This is a genomic window from Streptomyces sp. MMG1533, assembly GCF_001279775.1.
Taxonomy (GTDB): Bacteria; Actinomycetota; Actinomycetes; order Streptomycetales; family Streptomycetaceae; genus Streptomyces.
Genome location: NZ_LGDG01000002.1, coordinates 1 through 26,652, shown reverse-complemented (window position 1 = coordinate 26,652; position 26,652 = coordinate 1). Strand labels below are relative to the sequence as shown.

The 26,652-nt window shown below is 68.7% G+C and carries 19 protein-coding genes, 1 tRNA gene and 4 pseudogenes; 18 read left to right on the top strand and 6 right to left on the bottom strand.

Annotated features, from left to right (window positions below; all coding sequences use genetic code 11):
- Positions 1-3: 3 nt before the first annotated feature.
- Positions 4-744, bottom strand: a complete 741-nt coding sequence (locus tag ADK57_RS01480) for a hypothetical protein (protein ID WP_199830452.1) — start codon at positions 742-744, stop codon at positions 4-6.
- A 28-nt stretch (positions 745-772) separates the two neighbouring features.
- On the opposite strand from ADK57_RS01480, the gene ADK57_RS50355 reads away from it, so the two are divergent.
- Entirely contained in the window at positions 773-1,153 is a 381-nt protein-coding gene (locus ADK57_RS50355) for a hypothetical protein (protein WP_199830451.1), read from the top strand.
- Positions 1,154-1,286: 133 nt separating this feature from the next.
- Here ADK57_RS50355 and ADK57_RS49705 read toward each other — a convergent pair.
- Positions 1,287-1,439 (bottom strand): annotated as a pseudogene (locus tag ADK57_RS49705) (IS3 family transposase); the annotation flags it as partial.
- Positions 1,440-1,925: 486 nt separating this feature from the next.
- Here ADK57_RS49705 and ADK57_RS46690 point away from each other — a divergent pair.
- The 3 genes from ADK57_RS46690 to ADK57_RS49700 all read left to right on the top strand — a co-directional run bounded on the left by ADK57_RS46690 (position 1,926) and on the right by ADK57_RS49700 (position 4,745).
- The gene (locus ADK57_RS46690) at positions 1,926-2,375 is read left to right on the top strand and encodes a helix-turn-helix domain-containing protein (RefSeq protein WP_078972877.1); all 450 of its coding nucleotides are present in this window, start codon (positions 1,926-1,928) and stop codon (positions 2,373-2,375) included.
- Positions 2,359-3,435, top strand: coding sequence for an RNA polymerase sigma factor (locus ADK57_RS01470; RefSeq protein ID WP_063785909.1), 1,077 nt, complete (start codon positions 2,359-2,361; stop codon positions 3,433-3,435). The genes ADK57_RS46690 and ADK57_RS01470 overlap by 17 nt, the downstream gene beginning before the upstream one ends.
- Before the next feature lie 203 nt (positions 3,436-3,638).
- The gene (locus ADK57_RS49700; protein WP_159049989.1) at positions 3,639-4,745 is read left to right on the top strand and encodes a hypothetical protein; all 1,107 of its coding nucleotides are present in this window, start codon (positions 3,639-3,641) and stop codon (positions 4,743-4,745) included.
- 239 nt (positions 4,746-4,984) lie between these two features.
- Here the strand turns inward: ADK57_RS49700 and ADK57_RS01460 are convergent, their stop codons facing one another.
- Entirely contained in the window at positions 4,985-5,440 is a 456-nt protein-coding gene (locus tag ADK57_RS01460; protein WP_053747461.1) for an MmpS family transport accessory protein, read from the bottom strand.
- A gap of 620 nt (positions 5,441-6,060) precedes the next feature.
- Between ADK57_RS01460 and ADK57_RS01455 the strand changes: the two genes are divergently transcribed.
- The 6 genes from ADK57_RS01455 to ADK57_RS48685 all read left to right on the top strand — a co-directional run bounded on the left by ADK57_RS01455 (position 6,061) and on the right by ADK57_RS48685 (position 15,119).
- Positions 6,061-8,808, top strand: a complete 2,748-nt coding sequence (locus tag ADK57_RS01455; protein ID WP_199830450.1) for a cupredoxin domain-containing protein — start codon at positions 6,061-6,063, stop codon at positions 8,806-8,808.
- 87 nt (positions 8,809-8,895) lie between these two features.
- On the top strand, positions 8,896-9,936 hold the full coding sequence (locus ADK57_RS01450; RefSeq protein WP_063785908.1) for a multicopper oxidase family protein: 1,041 nt from the start codon (positions 8,896-8,898) through the stop codon (positions 9,934-9,936).
- A 66-nt stretch (positions 9,937-10,002) separates the two neighbouring features.
- Positions 10,003-10,752 carry a YcnI family protein gene (locus ADK57_RS01445; protein WP_063785907.1) on the top strand — a complete coding sequence of 250 codons (750 nt, stop codon included), beginning with the start codon at positions 10,003-10,005 and terminating at the stop codon, positions 10,750-10,752.
- A 76-nt stretch (positions 10,753-10,828) separates the two neighbouring features.
- Positions 10,829-12,712 carry a copper resistance CopC/CopD family protein gene (locus tag ADK57_RS01440; protein ID WP_053747460.1) on the top strand — a complete coding sequence of 628 codons (1,884 nt, stop codon included), beginning with the start codon at positions 10,829-10,831 and terminating at the stop codon, positions 12,710-12,712.
- Positions 12,713-12,756: 44 nt separating this feature from the next.
- Positions 12,757-13,590 carry a helix-turn-helix domain-containing protein gene (locus tag ADK57_RS51910; RefSeq protein WP_053747459.1) on the top strand — a complete coding sequence of 278 codons (834 nt, stop codon included), beginning with the start codon at positions 12,757-12,759 and terminating at the stop codon, positions 13,588-13,590.
- A 230-nt stretch (positions 13,591-13,820) separates the two neighbouring features.
- Positions 13,821-15,119 (top strand): lytic transglycosylase domain-containing protein, encoded by a 1,299-nt coding sequence (locus tag ADK57_RS48685; RefSeq protein ID WP_053747458.1) that lies wholly within the window; start codon positions 13,821-13,823, stop codon positions 15,117-15,119.
- An 852-nt stretch (positions 15,120-15,971) separates the two neighbouring features.
- Here the strand turns inward: ADK57_RS48685 and ADK57_RS01425 are convergent.
- Positions 15,972-16,538, bottom strand: coding sequence for a Uma2 family endonuclease (locus ADK57_RS01425; protein ID WP_053747457.1), 567 nt, complete (start codon positions 16,536-16,538; stop codon positions 15,972-15,974).
- A gap of 493 nt (positions 16,539-17,031) precedes the next feature.
- On the opposite strand from ADK57_RS01425, the gene ADK57_RS01420 reads away from it, so the two are divergent.
- The 6 genes and pseudogenes from ADK57_RS01420 to ADK57_RS01395 form a co-directional block, all read left to right on the top strand.
- Positions 17,032-17,802: an aminoglycoside phosphotransferase family protein gene (locus ADK57_RS01420; protein WP_053747456.1), complete on the top strand. Its 771-nt coding sequence runs from the start codon at positions 17,032-17,034 to the stop codon at positions 17,800-17,802.
- Positions 17,803-17,898: 96 nt separating this feature from the next.
- Entirely contained in the window at positions 17,899-19,485 is a 1,587-nt protein-coding gene (locus ADK57_RS01415; RefSeq protein WP_053747455.1) for a hypothetical protein, read from the top strand.
- A 452-nt stretch (positions 19,486-19,937) separates the two neighbouring features.
- The gene (locus tag ADK57_RS01410) at positions 19,938-20,204 is read left to right on the top strand and encodes a DUF6959 family protein (RefSeq protein ID WP_053747454.1); all 267 of its coding nucleotides are present in this window, start codon (positions 19,938-19,940) and stop codon (positions 20,202-20,204) included.
- Between the two features lie 191 nt (positions 20,205-20,395).
- Positions 20,396-20,872: a hypothetical protein gene (locus tag ADK57_RS01405; protein WP_053747453.1), complete on the top strand. Its 477-nt coding sequence runs from the start codon at positions 20,396-20,398 to the stop codon at positions 20,870-20,872.
- 370 nt (positions 20,873-21,242) lie between these two features.
- The gene (locus ADK57_RS01400; RefSeq protein ID WP_199830449.1) at positions 21,243-23,282 is read left to right on the top strand and encodes a multicopper oxidase family protein; all 2,040 of its coding nucleotides are present in this window, start codon (positions 21,243-21,245) and stop codon (positions 23,280-23,282) included.
- Between the two features lie 228 nt (positions 23,283-23,510).
- Positions 23,511-24,425: pseudogene (locus ADK57_RS01395) on the top strand (tyrosine-type recombinase/integrase); the annotation flags it as partial.
- Between the two features lie 55 nt (positions 24,426-24,480).
- Here ADK57_RS01395 and ADK57_RS01390 read toward each other — a convergent pair.
- A tRNA-Arg gene (locus tag ADK57_RS01390) sits at positions 24,481-24,556 on the bottom strand.
- Between the two features lie 247 nt (positions 24,557-24,803).
- Between ADK57_RS01390 and ADK57_RS48675 the strand changes: the two are divergent.
- Positions 24,804-25,319, top strand: a pseudogene (locus ADK57_RS48675) (transposase); the annotation flags it as partial.
- Between the two features lie 95 nt (positions 25,320-25,414).
- Positions 25,415-26,233, top strand: coding sequence for an SDR family NAD(P)-dependent oxidoreductase (locus ADK57_RS01385; RefSeq protein ID WP_053747452.1), 819 nt, complete (start codon positions 25,415-25,417; stop codon positions 26,231-26,233).
- 134 nt (positions 26,234-26,367) lie between these two features.
- Here ADK57_RS01385 and ADK57_RS01380 read toward each other — a convergent pair.
- Positions 26,368-26,652 (bottom strand): annotated as a pseudogene (locus tag ADK57_RS01380) (NDP-hexose 4-ketoreductase); the annotation flags it as partial.

Sequence of the window (26,652 nt, the reverse complement as noted above, 5' to 3'; positions counted from 1 at the left end):
AACCTACGACGGTCGGGCGGTCTCGGAGCGGGCGCGTTCGTATTCGGTCCGGTCCAGGATCTCCCAGACTGCCTGGCCGATGGCGAGGACGCCGCGGGCCGGCAGGGGCACGTCACCGATCCGCGGATTCTCGGGCAGATGGACGGGGAGTCCGAGGTCGACGTCGTCGAGGGTGGCTCGTGAGTCATCCACGAAATACATCTGCTGTGGCATGAGCGTTCCGGTGTGGCCGCTTGGCATCAGGCCGGACATCTGCAGGTGCCCCATGCCCAGCGCGCGAGCCAAACGCTCCCGAGCCCGAATCAGAGGGCGAGGGCGCCAGGTGGCGAGCGGTAGCGCTGTGCTGATGCCGTTGAGGACATCGAGGAGCCGGGTCGAGGAGGCGGTGAGGGTCCAGTCCAGTGAAGGAGAATCCATCACGACCCGTAGGGAGGCCGGGCCTGTCCAAGTGAGGGTGATGTGGGCGTATCCCGTCCGGGCGCAGGCGGCGCCGTAGTACCTGGGGCATGCGGTGTCGAGTCGTGCCCCGTCGACGTGGATGGACCAATTGCCGCTCGGGTCGCGGTGCCACAGCGTGCGGTAGGGACTGAAGGAGTTCTCCGGAAAGACACGCAGTGCGAGGACGTGACCGGAGTCGAAGGGCAGACCGAACACGCCCCAGCCCTTGACGTACTCGTGATGGGGCCAGGGTGCCTGACCTCGTGTCGGCGGAATGTCCGACAGCCTGGAGGACAAGTCGAGCATCTTCATCACCTCGCGAGGTTGACCACCGATGCCCCGGCTCAAGCGTACGCCGGACATGGGTCAGAGCTCGTCGGCCGATTGGCAGGGCTGCCGGCCCGAACCGCAGGTCCGCGTGTTCGCGTACGTCCTCTCGGCTGCTTTCCGGGACCGGCACGATCACCAGGTGCCGGCTGCGGCCTGCCCGGCCTCGCCCCGCCGCACCACTCTCTCCCCGCACTCCCGCGCCTGGGGCCATGTCCAGGACGTAGCCGTCGGCTACGGCTACCGGCCTCTCCGCGCAGGTCTGTGGCTGATGGCTCTGCTCGTCTGCGGCGCACCGTTCTCCGGCCTGCATCCCCAGCCCCGCTCGAAGCTGACAAGGCACCGGATTTCAACGCCGTCCTCCGCTCCCTCGATCTACTGGTGCTGATCATCACGTTCGGGCAGGAAGGCGCCTTCGCGCCACGCGGCAGCGGGCAATGGCCGGCCTGTGGACTGGTCGCGGACGGATGGGTCCTGGCACACGGTCACGGCGGGCATATCCCGCGCGGTCAGCCGTCGGGGGCGGTGGCCAACTCGATCTCGGCCAGGGTCTTCCAGGGCCGTTGCGGCTTGATCAGCTCGGTCTTGTAGAGGCCGATCGTGGATTCCATCAGGGCGTTGTCGTATGCGTCGCCGACCGAGCCGATGGAGGCCGCGATGCCGTCGTGGGCCAGGTGCACCGAGGGACGAGGCAGCCGCGAGTCCGTCCGGCGCCAACCGGGACGGTCAGCTGGGTGATGCCCGAAAGCACCTGGCGACCCGGTGGATGGACCACCAGCGCGGCGCGCTGCACCACCTACCGCGACCCCGGTCAGAAGGCGTGAGACACATGGTCCGCGTACACACGTGCCGAGCGCGTCGACACGGCGACGTTCAACGACGCGCACGCCGACATCCGCGCCACTTTCGGCTGACGCACGCGCAGCCGACGTCGAACAGTCCCGACAAGGAGGTCGACGACTCCCACGGGCTCAAGGCGCAAAAGCCCTTCGAGGCCGCGGGATGCACGGATCCGCTGACCGGTCTCCGATGCGCCGTGGGCGCTGTTGTCTGCTGTCACACACGCCACAGGCCGCTGCCGGGCCTGTAATGCTCAGGAAACGCCGTAGACATCGGGACGGCGAGACGGCGGCATAGCCTCTGACTTGGGGTGGTTGTCGATGGGAGATGTTCTCGCGGTACAGCCCGGCCGTATACCGGCCGTTGGACTCGGCCCGATGCTGAACGCGGCCAGGCTCCGGCGTGGTTGGCGGTTACGCGAAGCCGCACGGCCGCTCGGCCTGTCCGCTTCCTACCTGCTCGATGTGGAAGCCGGACTGTGCCGGCCGTCGCGCGCGGTCGCCGAACTGCTCGCCGACGGGCTGCAGCTCAACGACACTGCGCGTGCCCAACTGTTCGCCTGCGGCGATGTCGCGGACCTCGGCCACCCCGCGGGCGCGCAGTCCGACGCAGAGGGCCAGGAGCCGCGCCGAGGCGCTGGGTTGACCCCGTTCGTTGCGGCGTCTTCGACAGGAGCCCCCACGCACGGGCCTCGCGCTGTGCTGGTTCGTGAGCGGTGGCCGACAGGTGATCTCGGCGGCGTGAGAGGCGACAGTGAGCGGACACGATGAGCCTGCGGAGCGAGGTTCGGCGGACGGGCATCCCGCCGATCGCTGGCAGCGGGTGCTGAGCCACCGTGAGTCCTTGCTGAAGGTGGCGCGACGGCGGTCCATGAATGTGGATGACGCCGAGGACGCGGTGCACGAAGCCATGGTCCGTGCGGCAGAAAGCGCCAACCTGGACGACGCCCGGCTGGGCGCTTGGCTGACATCGGTGACGATACGGCTGTGCGTCGACCGGTACCGGCAGATCAACCGCGAGGCCGAGGTGCACACCCGTTCGGCGCGCACCGCGGCCGGACCCGCCACGGTGGAGGACGCGGTGTGCGACCAGGCGGAGGCGAAGTGGCTTGCCGGCCGCAGCGCGGACCTTCCGATACGCCAGGCGGAGGTGCTGAGCCTGAGGGCGCAGGGCTTGGACCTCGAACAGATTTCGCAGCGAACCGGACTCAGCTACCAGGCGGTCCGGTCGCTTCTGGCCAGGGCCCGCAGGGCGCTCCGCGCCGTACTGGCGGCGACACTGGTTCTCGCCGTCTGGGTGTGGCGCTGGCGGCCGCGAGTGCTGAGGGAAGGCGCGCAGACAGCCGCGCTGGCGTCCGTGGCGGTGACCCTGACGGTGGCGGGACTGGCCCTGAGCACATCTTCCGAAGCGGAGACGGAGGAGACTGCGCCTTCGCGGCTCCGTCCGTACGTAACGCATCTCCCCGCGGCTCCGGGCCTCCCGCCGGGGCGCAGAGAACCGAAGGCGTCCGAGACGGCCTCGTCTGATCTTCCCGTCGGGCTCGGGGACGGTCCGGTCCCGCCGACGGCCGTGGGCCCTCTGTCGTCGGCGTCCTCGGCCCTGTCGAACCTGCAGGGCGCTGTTCTTCCCGCCGTTTCCGCCCTTCCCGCCGTGCCCGCCCTTCCCGCCTTGCCCGCGCTGCCGGAGGCGCCCGAACCGGCTCTGCCGACGGCGCCGGACGTGTCCGCCGTAGTCCCATCCCGGCTGTCGGTTCCGCCGCTCGACCCACTTCGTCCGATCGGCTCGATCGAGCCGGGCCGTGCGCTTGGCACGCCGCTGTCGGTCCGCTGACGACGGGAACTCGGCCGCCGCCTCGGCGCCGGGGTCACAGCGTCCGCGCACTCTCTCGAAAAGTTTCTCCTCTCGTGCGACTCACGGCCCGCTCGTCCCCGTAGAGCAGGTGACGTATCCACGCCACTGCCGCCGAGGCGGCTCTGTGAGGAGGCGAGTTACGCGTGACTCGATGCAGGAGCGGAGCCGGCAGCCGCGACCACGTGCCCTCCGCCGACCAGGCACGCGAGGCCGCGCAGCGCTTCGTCCGGGACAACGTCTCCGGTTTCCTCGCCGACCGGCGGCTCGTCGGCCGGGAGGCCGTCAGCCACCTGGACGGTGACGCGCTGCGGCTGCCCCGCTTTCGGGCCGTCGAAGCGGGCGAGGCCGGTGCCCGTGCAGTCACCGCGGAGGTGGGCCGCCGCACCGGTGCCGTCGTCCGCCTGTCCGCCGCTCGGGGAACAGCCGATGCGGCGTCCTTCCCCGTCAGCGCCGAAGACGCGATCGCCGCGGCACGCGCGGCCGTGGACGACGAACACCTTCCCACGGCCGTCGCCGGTGGCACCTGGCATGCCGGCCGATGGACCGTCACGATCGACCGCGGCCCGAGCGGACGCGCCGAAGCCCTGTCCCGTGACATCGAACGTCTCGAGATAGAACGTCTCGAGATCGATGCCCGCACCCGTGCTGTGCCAGGACACCGGGGAGCGTACGAGATCGACGCCGATCGCAGTCTTCCCGTAGCCGGGGGCGCACCGCGCACTATGACCCGGTACCGCTACGGGGGCGAGGTCACCCCGGCCGCCACCGACGTCGAAGAAACGCCGGGCGGCGCCGCACCGGGCGCCACTCCGCCCCTCGGCATCCGCACGCTGACCATGTCCCGCACCACGCCCGAGGCCTGCATTCCGGGCCCGTACACCGTCGCCACCGACGATGGAATCGGGCGTGAAAGCGGCGACGGCTCCGAATACCGGTTTCACGGCGACGGCCCGGGGATGGTGTACGAAACCGGAAATTACCGGGCCGAGGCCGCGGCACGCCACTACCTGCAGCCAAACCCCTGTACGTTCACACCGAAGGGCATCAGTCCGACCCCGCGCCACAAGAATATCAGCGGCAATTTCTGCGTACGGTTCCCGGTGCACTGGCACTGGAGCAGATTTCTCGGTCCGGCTGCTGCGGAACGACCAGAGCGCCCGCGCGGTGATCGCCCCCAACGTCGACAGCCCCTACCGCAATCCGGTTACCGATATCGGCCACGCCGATCAGTGCGACATCTACCAGAACGGTTCGCGCTGGATCCACCGGAGCCACGACAAGATGCCTGAAACCAGTTCCATCGCTACGGCCAGTATCCCGGTGGGACGTACGTGCTCGACCTGATCTCTTCGGCAGGCGGCTAATAATGCCGGAGAACGCCTTGGTCGAAGAACCGACTTCCGTTCGGATAATGAGCTGGACTCTGGCTGTCGTTTTCCTTTTCCCTTTTTTCTTGTCTGTCCTGACGGTTTAGCCCCGGGGCGCCGGCGGGTGCCGAAGCGTGGGGCGCCCCGGCATCCGCTCACCGTCACCCTGCGCCGGGCTGCACGACACTTGAGCAGGACACATCGGTGAACTGGCCGTTGGCGGTCTGCCTGTCGACGATCCGGCCGTCGACGCGAATGGAGCAGGAGACCGACCCGGCCTTCCCGCCCGCCGCCATCACCTGGGCCACGGCAGCCCCGGGTCCGGCCGTGATGACGACCTCCTTCTTCCACGGGAGCTTGGCGTTGTCCACGCCCTTGTCGTTGTTGACGCCGTCCGCCCGGTAAGTGATCAGTGCTGACGTCGAGCCGGGGCTCGTGACCTGGTAGATGACCGTGTGCCGGGTGGGCTGGAGAGCCTGCCGCGCCTGCTCCGCAGTGCTTGGATCTTCAAAGCCGCCGGAGGCCACGATGACGATGCCGCCGGCAGTGGCGAGCAGCAGGACGCCCAGCGACCAGAGGAACCACCTGGTGCGGTAACCGTCTCGTGAGGGAGGCATAGGCATTCTCGCTTTCTGTCCTGTGGGGCCGGTTGGGTGCGGCCGAGTCCGGTGAATCGCGCAGGGCCGTGCTCGGCCCCGGGGTGCCGACGGCCCCTGCGTTCGCGCTGTCATGGTGGCATTCGGTCGGCTCCCTTGGCCAGGGTTCACGGAATTAATCCTGGCTTCCCGTAGAACGTGACCCTGATGCCGCGGGCTTGGAAGGCAAATACCTGACACTTTCGCGTGATCACCGCGCCCGCCCTGACCTTTTGGAACGCCTCGCTTTCGCTCTTCGATCGCTCGCCGAGGTGTCTGCCTTTTGTTTTCGTTGGCGTTGTAATTACGCCTCAATGTTCGTCTTCACGTGCCCCTGGAGCTCGAGTGAATCTCTATTAATCTTTGGTTAACAATGCAGAGATAAGTGGGACATAAAGGCTCAGTTAATGTTCGCTACACGCCGTGAAGGTGAAGTCCGAGTTGCCGCTGAGGGGTGGAATCGGAGGCGATTCGCGGGTCTCGTCGGGTCGTTTCTCCGCGCATTTCCAGTGGTGACTGTGAAGCCTTTGTGGTGGTGCCTGCCGATGCACTCAGCTCTAAGTGAGAGAAGGGTTATGATGCGCATTCTCAATGTGCCACGCATGCGCTCGTCCAGGGGGTGGCGACAACGCCGGCCCTGGACGACGCGTGCCCTGGCGGGCGCCACGGCGCTCGCCTTGAGCGGGTTCGCCTTGGCCATGGCCGCTCCCGTGGCCTCCGCGGCGACGCACTCGGTCTCGATCAGGAATCTGCAGTACAACCCGGCCAGCATCAACGTAGCGGTCGGTGACTCCGTGGCCTGGTCGAATGACGACAGCGTCACCCACAGCGTGACCGGGGGACCGCTGAACTCACCCGACCTCGGTCCGGGGGCGAACTACTCCTTCACCTTCACGTCGGCTGGGACCTTCAACTACCACTGCAGGTTCCACCCGGACATGAACGGCACTGTGGTCGTCGGCGGTTCGTCGTCGCCCTCGCCGACCCCGACCCCGACCTCCACCAGCAGCTCCAGCCCGACACCGACGCCGACTTCCACGGGTACCAGCTCCCCGGCGCCCTCGGGCGGTACGGGCGGTGACGGTTCGGGCGGTGGCCCGGTCGGCGTCGGGCCCCTGCCCGTCTCCTTCCACCTCACCGACAACCAGAACGCGTGGTTCGACACGAACACCAACCTGTTCGGCGGTCGTGCCCTTGCGGTGGCCGAGATGCCGCGCGTACCGCTCAGCACCACCACGTCCAGCCTTCCGGGGCTGAACCTCGACGGCCTCCCCCTGATAGGTGATGCGACCGGCGAAGGCGGCCTGCTCGGTGACGACGCCCTCGGCGCGCTCAACGGCGACCTGCCCGGCCTCGACGGGTTCGACTACGACGGCTCGGACGCACCGCTGATCGGTGACCTCGGGGTCGACCCGCTGAAGCTGCTGGGTCTGGACTCGACCAAGGACGCCATCAGCAAGGTCCTGCCCGATGGCGACCCCCGCGCCAAGGAGGCGGCCACGCTGCTCGACCAGCTGTCCGACGAGATGAAGGACAAGCCGGCGAACGCGCCGACCACGCTGGACGACCTGCCGGTCGGCGCCGAGCTGCTCCCGCTTCTGGCGGACATCCAGAAGTACGCCGAGACCAACGACGTCGAGCTCCCGGTGACGGCGAACTTCGACATCTCGGCTCCCGCAGCAGCCTCGGCGCACACCGTCACCGGGCTCATCTGGCCGGACGGAGCGAAGGGCTTCCCCTTCGACCAGGGCGGCGCCTTCGTCGGCAAGACCAGCGTCCAGCTGACCGAGCCGGGCCTGTACGCCTTCGCGTGCAAGGTGCACCCGTTCATGCTCGGTGCGACCGTCGTCGACGACCCCCTCACCCCGGGTCTGGACTTCGGCAAGAAGCTGCGCGTCAACAGCCGCTCGCTGAACGTGCCGTCCAACGCCGACATCATCGCCGAGCTGGTGCAGAAGTTCTTCAACATCACGGTCCCGGACAACTGGCAGCGGTACAGCGACACCCAGGCCACGCAGTGGAACCCGTCCTACCCGCCGGCGCCGATCCTGATGAACACCAGCGACGGCAAGCAGGAGCTCGTCCCCAGCCTGGACGCGTACCTGAAGAACAAGTTCAACACGCCGAAGACCCTCCCCGCCGCGAACCAGAAGCCCAGCGTTCCGGGCGTCGGTGAGGTCTGGGTGGACACCCAGTTCGAGAAGTTCGAGGGCAAGTCCAAGCCGGGTTCGGCCACCAAGATCGACGCCTCCAACTGGACCGTCGAGCGCAAGGTCGCGCTGCCCAAGATCAACATGAACAATCCGCACAACATGTGGACGGACCGCGACGAAAAGTACATCTACCAAACCGAGTGGTTCAACGACAAGCTCGACGTCTTCGACCGCAAGACCGGTGAGTTCATCCGGCAGATCAAGGTCGGCCCCGACCCGTCCCACGTCATGACCAGGACGGACACGGACCAACTGCACATCGCCCTCAACGGCGGTAGCGCGGTCATGGAGCTGGCACCGGGCGGCACCGGCATCGACCGGCGTATTCCCGTCCAGGGCCCGGGCGAGAAGATCGCCAACCCGCACGCCCACTGGATGAGCGGCGACGCCAAGTACATGGTCACGCCGAACGTGAACAGCTACGACTCGACCGTCGTGGACATTCCGACCGGCAACATCCGCAAGGAGAAGACCGGCGAGCTGCCGATCGCGACCGGCATGACACCGGACGGCGCCAAGGCGTACGAGGCCAACTTCCTCGGTGGCTCCGTCTCGTGCATCTCCATCAAGGAGGACGCGTGCGTCGACGGCGGCACGAAGACCCACTACAAGGAGATCGACCTGTGGGGCGACTACGACCCGGTCAAGGGTGCCACGGGTGACTTCGGTGGTCTGCCGATCCAGCTGCCGGTCAGTCCGGACGGCAGTGCGCTCCTGGTGGCGAACACCCTGACGTCGAACATCACGGTGATCGACCCGAAGACGGACAAGATCGTGAAGTACCTCCCCTGTGACGCCGGGTGCCACGGCATCAACTTCGGCGCCAAGAAGGGCGGAGGCTACTACGGCTACGTCTCGAGCAAGTTCTCGAACGCCATGTCCGTCGTCGACATCGACCCGAACAACGACGGCGACATCTCGGACGCCAAGGTCGTCGGCCGGATGCTCCTGAGCGGTGACGACAACACCAAGACGGACGACAAGATCACCGACTACGCCGGCATGGGTGGTCAGGGTGTTCTCACGGTCCCGCTGGCCTACAACGGCTGGGTTCAGCGCGCGCCCAGCAACGCGGTCAACGACCAGCTGACCTGCCGTCAGCGCAACCCGCTCGACTACGGGAGCAAGTGCTCGTAGCGATGCACCACGGCCGGGGGGCCGCCCGCGGGCGGCCCCCCGGTTCTCCTCCAGGCCCTCATGAGCGCATGAGAAGGACACACCTCCATGGAATCTCCCGCCCCCGCCTACCCTCCAGCGGCCGGACCCCGGCGCACGTTCCGTCTCTCCCGCGTCCTGGTACCGAGCGCCGTGTTCTTCGCCGTCATCGGCCTGACATCCTTCGCCCCCGCCCTCATGAAGCAGTTGGCTCCCGACGGTCCGCACCGGCCGAACCCGTCCGCGGTCGGGGCGCCCGGCGAGGCCAAGGACCTCGGGGACGGCACCCAACTGGCGCCCTACGAGGTCGTCGACGGGGTCAAGGTCTTCAAGCTCCACGCGGCGCCCGTCTCCTGGGAGACCGCGCCGGGCAAGGTCCGCGAGGCCTACGCCTTCAACGGCATCGTCCCCGGTCCGGTGATCCGCGTGAACGAGGGCGACCCGGTCCGCATCGTCGTCGAGAACGATCTGCCCGAGCCGACATCCGTGCACTGGCACGGCATGGACCTGCCCAACAGTCAGGACGGCGTACCCGGCCTCACGCAGCCCGAGATCGAGCCCGGCGAGAGCTACACCTACGAGTGGAAGGCGATCAGCCCGGGAACCCACTGGTACCACTCGCACATGCACGGCGAGCAGGAAGGCAAGGGGCTCTACGGATCCCTCGAGGTGGTGCCGAGGACCGGCGACATCGAGGCCGACCGTGACTACCGCATCATGATCGGCGACGGCCCGCTGGGCTTCGTGTTCAACGGCAAGAGCTTCCCGGCGACCGAGCGCCTCAGCGCCCGTGTGGGCGAGAAGGTCCGTATCCGTCTGATAGGCACCGGACCGGAGATGATCCACCCGATCCACCTGCACAGCGGCCACTTCACGGTGGTGGCGCAGGACGGCCGGCCGCTGGCCGTCCCGCAGGAGATGGACACGCTGAACGTCGGCGTGGGACAGACCTACGACATCGTCTGGACACCCACCAAGACCGGCAAGTGGATGATCCACTGCCACATCTTCTCGCACTCGGAGACCCACGAGGGCATGGCGGGACTCGTCTCCATCTTCCAGGTCGACCCGGCGGTCGTCTCCGTACCGGACCTGCCCCTCATCGGCTGAGCACAGCTGCCGGCCGCCCTCCCGCTCCCCATGTCCTTGTCCCCCTGCTGGAAGGAACCGATCCCCATGCTCTCCCGCACTCCCGGGCATCCGTCCGGCCGCCGCCTGTCGGCCGCGGCCGTGGCCGGAGCCGCCGTCGTCCTCCTCGCCACGCCCGGTGCCTTCGCCCACGTCTCCGTCAACCCGGGGACGGCCGAGCCCGGCGGCTTCACCAAGGCCGCCTTCCGGGTGCCGAACGAGCGGGATGCCGACTCCACCGTGCAGGTGGAGATAGCCTTCCCGGCCGAGCACCCCCTGGGGCATGTGTCGGTCCAGCCCGTTCCCGGCTGGAAGGCGACGGTGAAGAAGGAGCGGCTGAAGCAGCCGATCGTGGACGGTGACCACGAGATCACCGAGGCGGTCACGTCCGTCCTGTGGGAAGGCGGCACGATCCGCCCAGGGGAGTTCCAGGAGTTCCCCCTGTCCCTGGGGCCGCTTCCCGAGGACGCCCCCGAGCTGGTCTTCAAGGCGGTGCAGACCTACTCGGACGGCGAGGTGGTGCGCTGGATCGACGTCCCGGAGAAGGGCGCGGCCGAGCCCGAGCACCCCGCACCGGTGCTCGCGCTGAAGAGCACCGCACCGGTCGCGGCGGCACCGGCCGCGGCCAGGACCACGGACGAGGCGGACCGGGCGCCCGCCACCGACACGGTGTCGCGGCTGCTCGGCGGCAGCGGGCTGGCCGTCGGCCTCGCCGCCCTCGGCTGGGCGGCGGCCGGGCGGCGGACCTCCGCGAGGCGGTCCGCCCGGGCGGAGAGGCAGGAAGGGATCACGGCCTGAGAGCCGGGGGCGCCGGCGGCCCCGTCCCCAGGCCGTCGGCGCCTCCTCCCCACCGCCTCCGACGAGAGAGATCACGATGCACCGAGCAACGCTCCACACGTCCGCGCACGCATGCGTCGCACTCCTGCTGGCAGCGCTGGCCGTGGTCGCCGGCTCCGCCCCGGCCCGAGCCCACGCCTCAGTGGTGTCGACGGCACCGGCCGACCGGCAGGTGCTCGGCACCCCTCCGTCACGGCTGTCCCTGACGTTCACCGAGCCCGTGAGCCTCGGCCTGACCCGCGTCGGCGTGATCGCGCCGGACGGTGACACCGTCGCGACGGGCCGGCCGACGCATCCCGGGGGCAGGGCCGAGAAGGTCGCCGTCAGGCTGCCGACCCTGTCGGCCAGGGGCACCTACACCGTCGTCTGGCACACGGTTTCCGCCGACTCCCACCCCGTGCAGGGCACGTTCTCCTTCAGCCTCGGCCGGCCCACGGCCGGGAGCCCGCCCGTGTCCGCCGGCCCGTCCGCGGGCGTTGAACACGGCGCGGGGACCGCGGCCGTCGCCCTGTACGGCGCGGCGCGATGGGTCTCCTTCGTGGGCTTCGCCGTTCTTGTGGGTACCGCCTTCTTCGTCGCGGCCTGCTGGCCCGCCGGGTTCCGGCGGCGCCTCGTCCACGGGCTTGTGTGGACCGGCTGGTCCGCCCTCATGGCGGCGACGGTGCTCTCCCTGCTCGTCTACGGGCCGTACGCGGCGGGCAGCTCCCTGTTCGCCGCCCTGGACAGGAGCCTCATGGCCGCGACGCTGGGCAGCCGAATGGGGCGGATGCTCGTGCTGCGTGGCGTGCTGCTCGCTCTCGTCGCGGCCGGACTGGTCCTCGCGCGCCGGCGAGTGACCGCCGGCGGCTCGGCCCCGGGCGACCGGGCGGAGTGGGCATCCGGGGCGGGGCCCTCCCCCGACCCCGGATGGCGGGGCCAAAGGCGCAACATCGTCGCCGTGCTCGGCGTCGGCTGCGCGTTCGCCCTGACATGGAGCCTCGCGGGCCACAGCGCAGCGGGCCCACTGGCCGCGCTCGCCGTGCCGGCCGACACGGTCCATCTCGTCGCCATGGCGGTCTGGACAGGCGGGCTCGTCACCCTGGGCACGGTGCTGCTGCGGTCGAGGGACGCCCCCGACGCCTCGGCTCTGGAGCCCACCGTCACGCGGTTCTCGCGCGTCGCGGGGATATGCGTCGTCCTGCTCGTGGCCACCGGTCTCTTCCAGGCCTGGCGGCAGCTGGGCAGTGTGCCGGCACTGCCGGGCACGCTGTACGGACGTGTCCTGCTCGGCAAGTTGTGCCTGGTCGCGTTGCTCGTCGGGTTGGGCGCCGGGGCCCGTGCGTGGGTGCGGCGACACTACGGCCCGGCGCCGTTGGTGGTCCAGGGCCGGCGCAGGCCGGGTCGGCCGGGGCCGGACGGCGGTCAGATCCGGCGCTTCGGGAGGCTGGTGATGGCGGAGACACTGCTCGCCGCCGTCCTGCTCGCGGTCTCGACCGTCCTGGCGAACACCGATCCGGCGACCGCGGACGGCGGGACGACGGCGGGCCGGCAGGATCGGCGGCCCTCGGTGGGAGTGGCTCCCGCCGGACCCCAGACCGCTGTGCCGTTCAGCCGGGCGGTCGCCTTCGACAGCGGAGGGCCGAGCGGAAAGGGTGTGGTCGCCGTGGTGGTCAGCCCCGCGGCGAGAGGGGTGAACGAAGTCCACCTCGCGGTTCTCGACACCCGGGGAAGACCGAGGGACGTGCCCGAGGTACGGGCGGAGTTCAGTCTGCGCAAGCCCTCGGTGGGGCCGATCCGCGTTCCCCTGACGTACGCGGGCCCCGGCCACCACATCTCGAGCGCCTTCTCACTGCCCCTGAGCGGGCGGTGGGAGCTGGCGCTGACCGTACGCACGTCCGACATCGACCAGGACGTCGTACGCATTCCGGTTGATGTCCGCTGAAGGGCCGCCGCGCGGCGGCCCGGACGAAGGAGGATCGCGACATCGTGTCGAACACACGCGACGCTCGCAAACTGTCGGCCGACGGACTTGAGGATCTGCGGAGGTGTGCCGTCGCGGCCGTGGAGTCGGGGGTGCCGCGCACGGAGGTCGCACGGCTGTACGGAGTCTCCCGGCAGACCGTGGGGGCCTGGGTCCGGGCCTACCGGCTGGAGGGCTCCGACGCGCTGCGCCCGCGCAGACGCGGCCGAAGGCCGGGCGATCAGCTGGCGCTCTCGTCCGCACGGCAGCTCTGGATGCTCCGGACCATGACGACGACGACGCCCGACAAGATGGGACTGCGGGACGTGCTGTGGACCTGGCAGTCCCTCGCGGAGCTGGCCCACCGGGAGTTCGGCGTTGTACTGGGCACCACGAGCATCCGCAACTACCTGATCCGGTGGGGATTCCGTCCGGCCGGATCGCAGCCGATCCGGATGCTCACCGACGGGGCCGCAGTGACGTACGGCCTGCGTGCCACGACGGGGGCCATGACGACGGGCGCCGGGGCGGCCGAGGTGCGCAGGAGACCGGTGACCGAGACGCTGTGGACCGACCATGCCCGCGTGCGCTGGTGCGTCTGCGGCCCCCCGGCGGACCCCGATTCCGGTATGTCCCTGCACTCCGACGTCCTCTTCGCGGTCACGAGCCGCGGGGCCGTGCTCTTCACGCCGGCCCGGGACCCGTACGACGGCGCGGAGATACGGGAGTTCTACGCCCGCCTGCTCAGCCGGCGCCGCGGCCCGGTCGTCATCGTGCCCGGCTGGGAACCCATCCGCCGGACGGAGCTGCTGGACCTGTGGATCAGCACGCACACCGAGAGGACGCCCGTCGCACTGTGACGGGGAGGCCGCAGCTCTGGGCAGTGCCTGGACGGCTGCCGCGTTGCCGGCCGCCGTCTGCCGGCTGACGTCCCCCTACTGATCGCACCGCACCGCCCCGGTCCTGCCGCTCGGATCGCAGTCCCGTGACCGTGACGCGATCAACGCCGCCCACTGTGCGGGACGCGCAGATCGGGCCGATGCGGGTGGCCCGGACCTGACCGACCACTGAAATCGGAGGTTGACAACCGGTGAGAATCAGGTACGAACAGGTATCCACGCGTAGTTGTCGAAGTGTCACGCGGGCCGACGCGCTGGGGAGCGCGGACAGCCCCGCACGATCGTCGACGCGAGGGGTTCTCGCAACGGCGGCGCGCTTCGGCAGGAGGCTGCGCAAGGGGACGGCAACCGCCGCCCTGACGGCGGCCGCGGTCGCGGCGCTGACCGCGTCCCAGGGCCCCGGCCTGACCGACAGCGGTCGGCAGCGCACGGACACTCCCGCGGCCGACACCGACACCGACCCCGGCGCGACCGCCGACTCCCCTTACTACACGGATCTACCACCCCTCGACAGCCCCACCGAGACGCCCAGCGCGGGCGACGGTGACGGTGACGCCAACACCGGTGAGCCCGAAGCCGGCATACCCGTCACCGTCCTGCACGCGTACCAGAAGGCACAGGCCGCCCTCGCCGAGTCCAAGCCCGGCTGCGACCTCACCTGGCAACTGCTGGCGGCCATCGGCAAGGTGGAGTCCGGGCAGGCCCGCGGCGGACGCGTGGACGCGAACGGCACCACGCTGTCGCCCATCCTCGGGCCCGTCCTCAACGGCAACGGCTTCGCGAAGATCACCGACACCGACGGCGGCGCGTACGACGGCGACACGGTGCACGACCGCGCCGTAGGCCCCATGCAGTTCATCCCCTCGACCTGGGAGAGCTGGGGATCTGACGGCAACGGCGACGGCAAGAAGGACCCCAACAACATCTACGACGCGGCGCTCGCCGCCGGCCGCTACCTGTGCGCGGGCGACCGCGACCTGTCGGTCACACCGCAGTTGCACGCGGCGATCCTCAGCTACAACCACTCGCAGGCCTACCTGAACACGGTCCTGAAGTGGCTCGGGTACTACCGCAAGGGCACCTACGCGGTCCCGGACGGCACGGGTGTCCTGCCGACCGGCCGCAGCGACGACAGCGACGGGCCGAACCCCAGCCCGTCACCGAGTACGCCCGGTACGTCCGAGCCGAGTACACCGAATCCGGGCACCACGAAGCCGGACGGCGGCGGTTCGACGAGCCCCGGCCCGAACGATCCCGGCACCGAACCCGGCTCGCCCGCGCCCAGCCCCGCGCCAACCCGCACCGTGGCGCACCTGGAAGTCACGGGCACCGGGGAGCTGACCGCGATGGCGGGCGACGCGTTGGATGAGGGGGTGGCCGTGCGGGCCGAGACCTCGTCGGGCACGGGTGTGCCGAAGGTCACGGCGCGGCTCACGATCGTCGGCGACACGGACACGGCCCTCACCGGCGGCGAGAGCGTCCGGCAGTAGGCGTACCGAGGCTGCGACCCGGGTGCTGCCGGCCGAGTACCTGGTCGAGGTCCTGGCGTGGGCCGCGCGGTTGCCCGCCGTCAAGCGGGCTGGTGTACCAAGCGCTCCACGCGGAGCCGAAGCCGCTTGGCGGAGACACCCGTAGGAAGAGTTGATGCCCTTGCCGTCGCGAGCGTCGGGGGTATCAGCGCTGGCTCAGCAATGCCGGCTGGGCCGTGCTGTAGCCGGAAGGGGGCAACCACGGGGCGGCCGGCGCGCGCACCAGACCCTCGACGGACGCGAGGCCGGGCTGTCGCCGTTACCGCACAGCCCGTGAGCAGCGGGTGTCCGCGGAACACGGAAGCAGGAGCGCTCCGTGCCTACCGTCGCAGTCGGTGCTGCTCTTCTCGTGCGGCTGCGGCGGGGGCGCAGCCCGGCTCGTACCGCGCCCGCGCCACCTCCGCGAACACCGCCCCCGAAGCGGAGGCCGAGCCTGACGACGCCGAAGAGCCCGGCTGGAGTCCGTGCCGGATGGCGCTGATCCGTTGGGAGAAATATCGGGGTCTGGAGGCCCGTCCGCTCACGCAAACGGCCCGGGACGACGAGTCCGAGGCCGAACAGAGCGCCTTCCTGGGGGAGAAACCCCAGGTCAGCGGCGTAACGAATAGTGCCCCCGGCAGGATTCGAACCTGCGACACCCGCTTCAGGAGGTGGGGTCGAATCCTTGCCGGGTGGTGCCTGGCGCTGCCGCGCGGTGCTGTTTCCCCTGGTCAGAACCGCGCGGCGAGACACTTGATCCAGCTCATGCCGCCCTGTAGCGGGCCGTCCGCTCACGCATCGCTCACGCGCCGCCGACTGCTGAGCAGTGCGTGGTCAGATCTGGCCGAGGTCGATCTCCACCGGGAAGGGGGCCGCTACCTTGAGGACGCCGGCGGACACGTCTCCGTCCCGGTAGGTCTTCGTCGCAGGGTCGAGAACGTAGGTGTACACGAGAGGAACGCCTGTCGCCGCCTGCTCGATCCGCCAGTAGAAGCCGATGCCTGCCCTGGCGTACTGGTCGACCTTCACGATCCGGTCGGTGGTCTCCGAGCCCGGCGACACCACCTGAGCGACCAGTAGCACGTGCTCAGGGCGGGTGGGGGTGATGTCGATCGTGTCCGCGCGGTACACGACGACGTCCGGGCGGCGATTGGTGAGCGGGACGTCTTGAAGCCGGACGTCGAAGTCCGTGTCGGCGTTCCACTCCGGGCCCGCGGCGGCATCCAGGGCGTTCGCCAGAATCCGGGCCAGCCGGTTGTGCCGCTTGGAGGCACTCGGACTCACAACGACCATCCCGTCCACGATCTCGATGCCGGCGCACTGCTCCTCGGACCAGGACTCGTACTCCTCCGCCGTGATCTGCTCATGCATCCACGCCGGGGCCACCATCTCGGCCGTCATGAAGCACCTCCCGGACACTGTGCTGCGGGCCCGATCCCGCTGGACTCAGCGTACTGTCTGCCATCCGTCCGGCACGCTGATCTCGCTCACGCCTCCTCCCCGTCAGCCGGCATCCGACTGGCGGGTCCACGACAAGTGAGCAGTGCGCCCCTGTCGGCGCCTTCACTGGCGAGCTGACCGAGGCTGTCGGACACTTCGCCCTCCTGGTCGCCGACCGGGGCCCGAAGGGCCGCGACAGACTCCGGCAGATCATGTCCGATCTCGTCTCCGGACAGGTCGCGTTCGTCACCGCTGCCCGACGTTCCCCCGACGCCTCACAGCACCCTCTCGACCGTCAGTTGGGCGGACCGGCGCCCTGGCGCGAGCGCGTGCCCCGTGCACTTGGACCCGCTCCGACGACCGCCGATCGAACTTCCCAGGAACCAACGTACGTGGCCCGGCACCCCTGGCAATCCGCCTGCCGCACCGCCGACAGGCCGGTAGCGTCGTACCGGTGGCGAACGAAGAAGTGTTGCAGGATCACACTCACCGGCAGGTCATACGCATCGGGGACACCGTCCGCAGACCCGTTCAACCCTGGACGCAGACCGTGCACGCGCTGCTGTGCCATCTCGAATCGGTGGGCTTCTCCCACTCTCCGAGGGCTCTGGGGTTTGACGAGGAAGGCCGCGAGGTCCTCAGCTACATCGAGGGGGAATCGGGGCCGCTGGGATGGGCCAAGGTCGTGGAAGACGAAGGCTTGTCCGCCTTCGCCCGCCTGCTGCGCGACTGTCACGACGCAACCGCTGACTTCATCCCGCCGGACGAGGCCGTCTGGGCCGTCGACACGGGCACACCGACCGGCGGTGAAGTGATCTGCCACGGCGACTTCGGCCCGTGGAACGTGGTCTGGCAGGGCCACCTGCCCGTGGGCCTCATCGACTGGGACTTCGCCCGCCCGGCAGCACGTCTGCACGACGTCGCCTACGCACTGCAGTACGTCGCGCCTTTCCGGGACGACGCCGAGTGCCTGCGATGGCTGCATTTCCCGCAACCGCCCAACCGCCGCAGGCGCCTGGAACGGTTCTGTACCGCCTACGGCCTTCCCTCCACCGACGGCATCGTCGACGCCGTCATCACCGAGCAGCAGGCGAATGCCCAACGGGTGCGCCGTCTCGCCATCGCCGGCCACGAACCCCAGGCCACCTGGGTGGCGGAGGGCCACCTGCAGGACCTCGAACACAAGGTGACATGGAGCCGAGCGCACCGGCACCTGTTCGAGTAACGGCTCTCCCCGTCCGTCCACTGCCTCACGCCTCACCGTCCCGGCACTTCGAATGGGCTTGTCCGATACGTCGTCGTACCAGGAAGATCGTCAACCGTGCGCCTCGACGAACTCAATGCTCCCGAACGGCGGTTGTGGGACTCCTTCCCCCAAGGACGCACCGTCGACGTCCTTGACGACCCGGCATCGGCCGAAGCGGTGGTACGGGCCGACGTCGTCGCTGCGCTGCTGCTGGGCGCCGGCGCTGATCACTCTCCGGGTGACCGCCCCGCACTGCGCCTGACCGGTGCACGTATCACAGGCCGTCTGGATCTCCGGTTCACCGAGATCTCCGTGCCCGTCGTCCTGACCGACTGCCGCTTCGACGAAGCACCCCTGTTGCAGGGCGCCCGGACCCGCGAGTTGGTCATGACCGGCTGCGGTCTGCCCGGCCTCGTTGCCGACACGGCGCAGATTGATGCCCGGCTGGTGCTCTCCCGCTGCCGCATGACAGGACCCCTCGTGCTCACCCGCACCCAGATCAACGGTGATCTGGACCTGCGTGACGCTGTGATCACGTTTCCCGACGGCGAGGCGATATCCGCCGTCCACGCCACGGTGGACGGGGACGTGCTGTGCACCAACCTGGCTGTTGAAGGGCGCTTCCGGCTGTCCGGTGCGTCCATGGACGGCGAGTTCGATCTGGAAGGCGCTTCGCTGCGCAACCCCGGCGGTCACGCCCTGGACGCCTATCACGTCCAGATCACCGAGGACTTCACCTTCCACCCGGGGTTCAGCGCCGAGGGGCGGATCATCCTCTCCGGTGCCACGGTCGGGGCAGCCATCGGCTTCTGCGGGGCCCGGCTGAGCAACCCCGGCGACATCGCCCTGGAAGCGGTCGACGTCACGGTCAGCCGTAACTTCGACCTCGGCCGTGGTCTCACCGTCGACGGGGGCATCCAGCTCGACGGCACGCGTGTCGGTACGGAACTCAGCTTCCGTGACGCCAGACTGACCCACGCCGGCGGCACCGCCCTGTCCCTGCGCGCGATCCAGACCCGGGAGACCGACCTGCGCACCCAGCGGCCGATCGACGGCGTGGTGGACGCACGCAACGCCCAGCTGGGGACGCTGTACGACGCCCCCGACACCTGGCCCGCCGACCTCCGGCTGGCCGAGGCGATGTACGACGCCCTCGCGTTCCGCCTGCCGGCGGTCGAGCGGGTCCGGTGGATCCGGCGCACCAGCGGCGGCTACCTCCCACAGCCGTACGAGCAACTCGCAGCGGCTTACCGGAGGCTGGGGCACGAGGACGAAGCGCGTACGGTGCTCCTCGCCAAACAACGCCACCGCCGCACCACCCTCTCCACGCACACCCGCGCCTGGGGTCACGTCCAGGACGTAGCCGTCGGCTACGGCTACCGGCCTCTCCGCGCAGGTCTATGGCTGATGGCTCTGCTCTTCTGCGGCGCACTGTTCTTCGGCCTGCATCCCCCCGCCGCGCTCGAAGCCGGCAAGGCTCCGGATTTCAACGCCGTCTTCTACACCCTTGATCTGCTGGTGCCGATCATCACGTTCGGGCAGGAAGGCGCCTTCGCACCACGCGGCAGTGGGCAATGGCTGGCCTATGGGCTGATCGCGGCCGGCTGGATCCTGGCCACCACGGTCACGGCCGGAGTATCCCGCGCGCTCAGCCGTCAGTGACCGATGCCCGCCCGACCGATACTCGACGCGCCCTCGCTCGCGTCAGGCAGCCTGACCTGTCGGCGAGAGCGCGAGAACACCGCTTCCGCAGCGGCGCCCGAGCCCGGCAAGGCGCAAGAGCCCGTGCTGGATGATGCTGATCCGTCGGGCGATATCCGGGAGATCAACTCCCCGTCCGCTCACGCACCGCTCACGCACCGCTCACGCAAACGGCCCCGGACGAGGAGTCCGAGGCCGAGTAGGAGCCCTCCCTGGGGGATAAACCACAGGTCAGAGCGGTAATGCGCTGTGCCCCCGGCCGGATTCGAACCTGCGACACCCGCTTTAGGAGTTCGATCCGTCGGCCGCCCTGGAGCCTTGACCCACTCGTGCGCCCTGTGCCTTCGGTCGCTCAAGTCTGTCTGTGTGCACCGTCGTTGATGTCAGCTGGTGATGTCAGGTTGGATGGTCCGATGGAGCGTATTGAGGCCGAGCTGTTCACAGATGGTGGCAACGACGCCGTGGTTCGCTTGCCCGGCCGACGGTTCCCCGGGGTCCTGGTGCAGGGCGACTCTCTTCACATCCTCCGCAGCGACGTGGCCGAGGTGGTGGAGGCATGCGAGCGAGGCGACATGGATGAAGCTCGGGACTCCGCCGGCCTTCTTCTGGCGAACCTGGATGCTCTGCTGGCGCGGTACGAGGCAGTGTTGAGCGAGCACGAGATTCCACGGCCGTACTGAGCTGTCGGGCCATCAGCTTGGGAAGCTGCGATCATTTGCGGCTGGTTCGGGTGCTGACCTGGGCGAACGGCTGGGCTGTGGCTTCTTCGGGCTCGACTGCTTTCACCGTGGTTCCCCGCTGTTTCCTGCCCGATCTGGTGCGGTTGCGGTGCGGGGCCGACGGGCTTCGTAGCAGTGGCTACGGTCGGTCCGTGCAATGGATCACCTTAATCAGCACCATAGTTGGCGCCGCGATCGCGACAGGGTCCGCCATGCTTCTGGACCGTCAGCGGTGGAAACGGGAGCGCTTGGAACGCGAGACGCAAGCGCGTCGCACCCTGTACGGGGACTACCTGGCCGGCCTGTCCGAGGCCCGTCACGCCTGCGGCAATATGGCGCGGGACCCAGACATGGCACCCTCGACGCGCCGCACCATGGCTCGCGAAGCGTTCGGGCCGTGCATCGGACTGAGGTACCAGATGACCATCAGTGCGCCCAGGCGTGTCGTAGAGGCCTCGGAGGACGCTTTCCGCCGTCTGCGCGACCTCCGAGATCGGGTGATGGAGGGGGTGTTGGTCACTGATCCCGTGTACCTGGAGGGGCGCCGAACTTATGACGATGCCCTTGCTGTGCTTCGGGCGCGAATGCGAGAAGACCTGCGCGTCAGTGACGACGGTGCTGCGCCCTGAGCTTGGGAAGCTCGTGTGCTCCGACTCTAGTTGCCTTACTGACCTGCGGCTAAGAGGTGTTGGGCCTTGGTGTGAGTCGATTCGGTACCCGGTGTTCCCCGTGGTTCCCCGCACGACCTGGCACGCGTCTGGCACGACTCCTTCGTCCCTAACGCGATCAGGCGCACCGAACCTGAGGGCCCTGGGATTCATAACCCGTCGGCTGTCCCGATCGCGGGACGCGGCCATTTGCAGCTAACGAATTTTGGCCATCACTGCGCCATCACTGCGCCGATTGCAGACCGCACGTCGCCCGGTCCCGACAACCTGACGACACGCTGGGCATCGTTCAATTACTCACTGTACATGCATCTTAACATCCGGTGAGGAAATGATCGACGCCCTCGGGCGGCAGAAGGCGAGAGAAATGATCGCACGAAGAGACGTGCTCGTAGCCGGGGCCGTTGGTGGGGCGGCCCTGGTCCTTCCAGGACTCAACGGGGCGGTGGCACTCCCACACGGGACCGCGGTGGCCCCGGGGATCGGGTCTGCCGCCAAATTCCCAGTCCCCACCCTGGACCCCACGACCATCCCGAAATACGTCACCACCTTGGTGATCCCGCCGGTGATGCCGAAGGCTCGCCACCCGCAGCGGCACGGCATCGACACGTACGTCATCGGCGTCCGGCAGTTCAGCCAGCAGGTATTGCCGCCTACTCTGCCGTCCACCACTGTGTGGGGATACGGCTCGCTCGGGGACGACGACACGTTCAACTACCCGTCGTTCACCATCGAGGCCAGGGTCGACCGGCCTGTCCGGGTCACCTGGGTGAACGATCTCGTCGACAGCCAGGGCCGTTTCCTCCCGCACTTGCTGGCGGTCGACCCCACCCTGCACTGGGCGAACCCGCCGGGCGGCAAGGCCGGGCGCGATTCCCGGCCGACGTTCACATCGACGCCGGGTCCGTATACCGGCCCCGTGCCGATCGTCACTCACCTGCACGGTGGGCATTCCACCGAGGAGAGCGACGGCTACACCGAAGCGTGGTACCTGCCACGCGCGAACAACATTCCTCCTGGATTCGCTACCGTGGGCTCGTTCTACAACGAGTTCCGGGAGAAGTTCGCCGATGCGCACGGCCTGAAGTGGGACCCGGGTACCGCGACCTTCCAGTATGCCAACGACCAGCGGGCGGCGACCCTCTGGTTCCACGATCACTCCTTGGGTCTGACCCGGCTCAACGTCTACGCCGGGCCCGCCGGGTTCTATCTGCTGCGCGGCGGCGACTGCGACCTGCCCAAGGGGGCTCTGCCCGGACCGGCGCCCGCCTTCGGCGATCCGCCGGGCACCCGATACCACGAGATCCCCCTGGCCATTCAGGACCGCTCGTTCAACTCAGACGGCTCACTGTTCTACCCCACGAGCCGGGAATTCTTCGACGGGTTCGCGGGTCCGTACATTCCTACCACCGATGTGTCCCCCATCTGGAACCCCGAATTCTTCGCCAACACAATCGTGGTCAACGGCCGGACATGGCCAAAGCTCGAGGTCGAACCGCGCCGCTACAGGCTGCGCTTCCTCAACGGATGCAATGCCCGGTTCCTCATCCTGAAGATCGCGGACAGTCCGACCGCCCGGCCGACACAGTCCGCCGTACCGTTCTGGCAGATCGGCAACGAAGGCGGGTTCCTGCCCGCACCGGTGCAGTTGGAGCGGCTGCTGTTGGCCAACGCGGAGCGGGCCGACGTCATCGTCGACTTCACCGAGATCCCGGAAGGCACCGAGCTGTACCTCATCAACGAGGGCGCGGACGAGCCCTTCGGCCGGGGCGAACCAGGCGTGGACTTCCCCGTGGCAGATCCGGCCACCACGGGGCAGGTGATGAAATTCGTGGTCGGCCCGCTGGCGAGCAAGGACACCAGCGTCCCGCCGGATCGGCTCAGGCTGCCCAGGATCAGGCCACTCGGCTCGGCGAGCGTCACCCGTCGACTCTCCCTCAACGAGGCGAACTCCAGCAGTCCCCTGGTGCCACCTGGAACGCCGGTCCAGAACTTGCTCGGGACGGTCGACTCCGCCGGCAATCCGGTGTTGCTCGGCTGGGCCGACCCGGTGACGGAGAACCCAAGGCTGAACGCAACCGAAACATGGGAGCTGCACAACTTCACTGTTGACGCCCACCCGATCCACATCCACGAGGTGGCGTTCGAGGTGGTGAACCGGCAACCGTTTAACGGGTCACCCATTCCACCGGAGAGCTGGGAGCGTGGCTTCAAGGACACCGTGATCGCCTATCCGGGAGAAATCACCCGGGTGAAGGCCCGGTTCGACCACCCCGGTCGCTTCGTCTGGCACTGCCACATCGTCGAGCACGAGGACAACGAGATGATGCGGCCGTACCAAATCGGAGGCAGGCGCAAGAACGACCACTGACAGGTCGGCGCCCGTGGTCGGTCACAGCAGTCAGGCCACCACGGGCGCGGTCCGATCCTCTGGTTGTGACCCCTCCAGACCAAGACGGGTCCGATAGCCACTCAGCCTCACCCACCACTCACCCTGGCTCCCATCCCGTCTGCTCGGCTCTGCCTGGGTCGACGGCAGACGGGATGGGAGCTCCCCGCGCACACCACAAACGGCCGGTACTCGCGAACGGCGCCCCCGCCGATCAAGCCTCGGCGGAAGCTCAGCACGTACGACAAGTACGAGTCGCACGTCCGGCTCTACCTGGTGCCTCTGCTCGGTGCCAAGCGGCTCGAATCTCTCGGCGTCGCCGACGTGCGCCGCTTCCTCGTTCGCTTGGAGAAGGAGAGCACTGCGGCAACAGCCAAGGAATCGCACCGCGTTCTGCGTTCCGCTCTGTCATCCGCCTGCCGAGAGGAGCTGATCGCGCGCAATGTCGCCAAGCTCGTCGAGCCGCCCCGTACGGACAACCGGGAGCTGATGCCCTGGAGCCTGGACGAGACGCTCGACTTCCTCGCCGCGTCCCGCAAAGACCCCCTCTACGCGGCCTTCGTGCTCGCCATCGCCATGGGCCTGCGCCGGGGAGAGATCATCGGTCTCCGCTGGTCCGACCTCGACCTCGAAAACCGCGTTCTCTACGTCCGCCAACAGACCCAGCGTCGCCGTGGTGTCCTGTACGACGACGATCCCAAGAGCCGTCGTCGTCGCGTCGTCCCTCTGCCCGCGCTCTGCATTGCCCCACTGCGCTGGCACCGGATGCGGCAGACGGCGGCTCGGGCAAAGGCGGGGGAGCAGTGGCACGAGTCGGGCTACGTCTTCACTACCCGCACCGGTCGCCAGGTCGAGCCTCGGAACGTCTACCGCTCCTTCACCCGCGTCGCTGAGTCGGCCGGCCTGCGCGTCATCCGGCTGCATGACGCTCGGCACGGCACAGCGACCCTCCTCACGGCTGCCGGAGTCGCGCCTCGGGTCGTGATGGAGATCCTCGGACACAGTCAGATCAGCATCACCATGGACGTGTACACGCACGTCGTGCAGGACACTCAGCGCGAGGCGATCAGCCACATGGATCGGCTGCTCAAGCGGCGGCCGGTTGTGAGTGACCGTCCTCGTTGATGTCAGAAGTAGATGTCAAAGGCCCCGGACCATGATCGGTCCGGGGCCTTTTGCCTGGTGCCCCCGGCAGGATTCGAACCTGCGACACCCGCTTTAGGAGAGCGGTGCTCTATCCCCTGAGCTACGAAGGCGGGGATGTGTGGGCAAACGTGTTGGAAAATCCGCCCGTACCGGGTGGATCCCGCCCCGAGGGGCCCCGGACATCCACAGGGTGCCCCGCCGGAGCGGTGCACCGTGGACAGTCTAGCGGTTGTCGGTCCAGCGGCGGAGCGGGATGTGCGCCTGTGCGCTGTGCATCGGGTGCCGGTCTCGGTCGGCGCCCGTGCCGGGCGGCCGGCCCCGTCGGCCGGTCGTGCGGCCATCCTGGCGGTGCGACGCGGTGCGCGTGGAGACCTGCCCGGTCGCGGTGTGCGATCGATTCGGTGAGCGTCCGGGCCCTTGAAGGGGGGCAGCTGGAAGGGGGCAGTGACAGGACAGAATCCGACCGATCGCGGGCAAGAGCGGATCGAAGATCCGCCTGGTCGTCGACCGGAACGGTCTCCCGATCTCGCCGGGGATCTCGGCCGCCAACCTCCACGGCAGTCAGGCTCTGGAAGCACTGATCCGCGGGATCCCGCCCATCCGATCCCGGCGCCGCCCCGCCGGCGCCGCCCGCCCAAACTCCACGCCGACCAGGCCTACGACTGTCGTCACCGGCGCCGATGGCTCCTCGCGCGCGGCATCCGGCACCGGATGGCCCGCCGCGGCATCGGGGACTCCCGACCACTGGGCCGACACCGCTGGATTGTCGAACGCGGCATCGCCCGGCTCTCCGGCTGCCGCAGACTTCACCGCCGCCCCGAGCGCAAGCCCGAACACTTCCTCGCCTTCGTCGGCATTTGCGGCACCTTGATCAGTACCGAAAACTCGCCAAATGGAATGAATTGGCTGGGCCGCTGCCGCCTAAGATCGCCTGACCCGAGCTGGCGGCAACAGGAGGGCGAACGCACATGACGGATCAGCGTGTTGTGGTCGTGACCGGGGGAGGAACGGGAATTGGTGCGGCGACTGTACGGCTGCTCCAGGCGAGTGGGCACGACGTTGTCATCTCCGGTCGACGACCGGAGCCGTTGCACCGCATCGCCCAGGAAACCGGGGCTCTGGCTTGTCCGGCTGACACCGTCGACCCGGACGCTGTTCTCCGCCTCGTCGAAACTGCCGTCGCGCGATTCGGCCGACTCGATGGATTGGTTGTCAATGCGGGGGTGGGACGCAGTGGGGGTGTCGGGGAACTGTCCGATGAGGACTGGGAGTTGGTGCTCCGTACCAATCTCACCGGCCCTTTCCTTTTGATGCGTGCGGCATTGCCGCACCTGCTTCGGGCCCGGGGCTCCGTCGTCGCAGTTTCTTCGGTTTCCGCTCTGCGCAACGGGGTGGGCAATGCCGCCTACGCCACCTCCAAGGCGGCATTGCTGCAGTTGTGCCGGTCACTGTGTGTGGACTACGGGCCGCAGGGCTTGCGAGCCAACACCGTTTGCCCCAGTTGGGTACGCACGGAGATGGCCGACCGCCGCATGGCCCGGTTCGCAGAGGACGCCGAATTGGCCTGCGGCGAGGTCGACGAAGCATACGAGGAAGTCACCCGGCTGCTGCCGGCACGCCGCCCCGGGGACCCTCGTGAGGTCGCCGAGGCCATCTCCTGGCTGTTGTCGCCGGCTGCGTCCTTCGTCAACGGCGCTGTCCTCACCGTGGACGGCGGAGTGACCGCACTGGACCCCGGGACTGTTCCCTTCGAGTTCCACGTCACCCCGCGCGACAGCGAACGTTGACCTTGCCGCTGGACGGAGAGTCCGACTCGCGCCGGACTCGCGCCGGATACGCGCCGGACCGCCGGGGGCCACAAGATGTACTTGAGGTCCGCGGCGGCGGAGGAAGAGCCGGCTTGCTCAAGGTCGACAGGCGCTCAGAACTCCGAGCCCGATCCCGGCCTTTCGCCACCGGCCGCCTGCTCGATCGGCGGGACGTCCGGCAGTGCCGACTTCTCCTCGCCCCTGAAGGTGAAGGTCTTGGTCTCGCCCTCGCCCTCGGTGTCCACGACCACGATGTGACCCGGACGCAGCTCGCCGAAGAGGATCTTCTCGGAGAGGGAGTCCTCGATCTCGCGCTGGATGGTGCGGCGCAGCGGCCGCGCGCCGAGCACGGGGTCGTATCCCTTCTCCGCCAGTAGTTCCTTGGCGGGCTGGGAGAG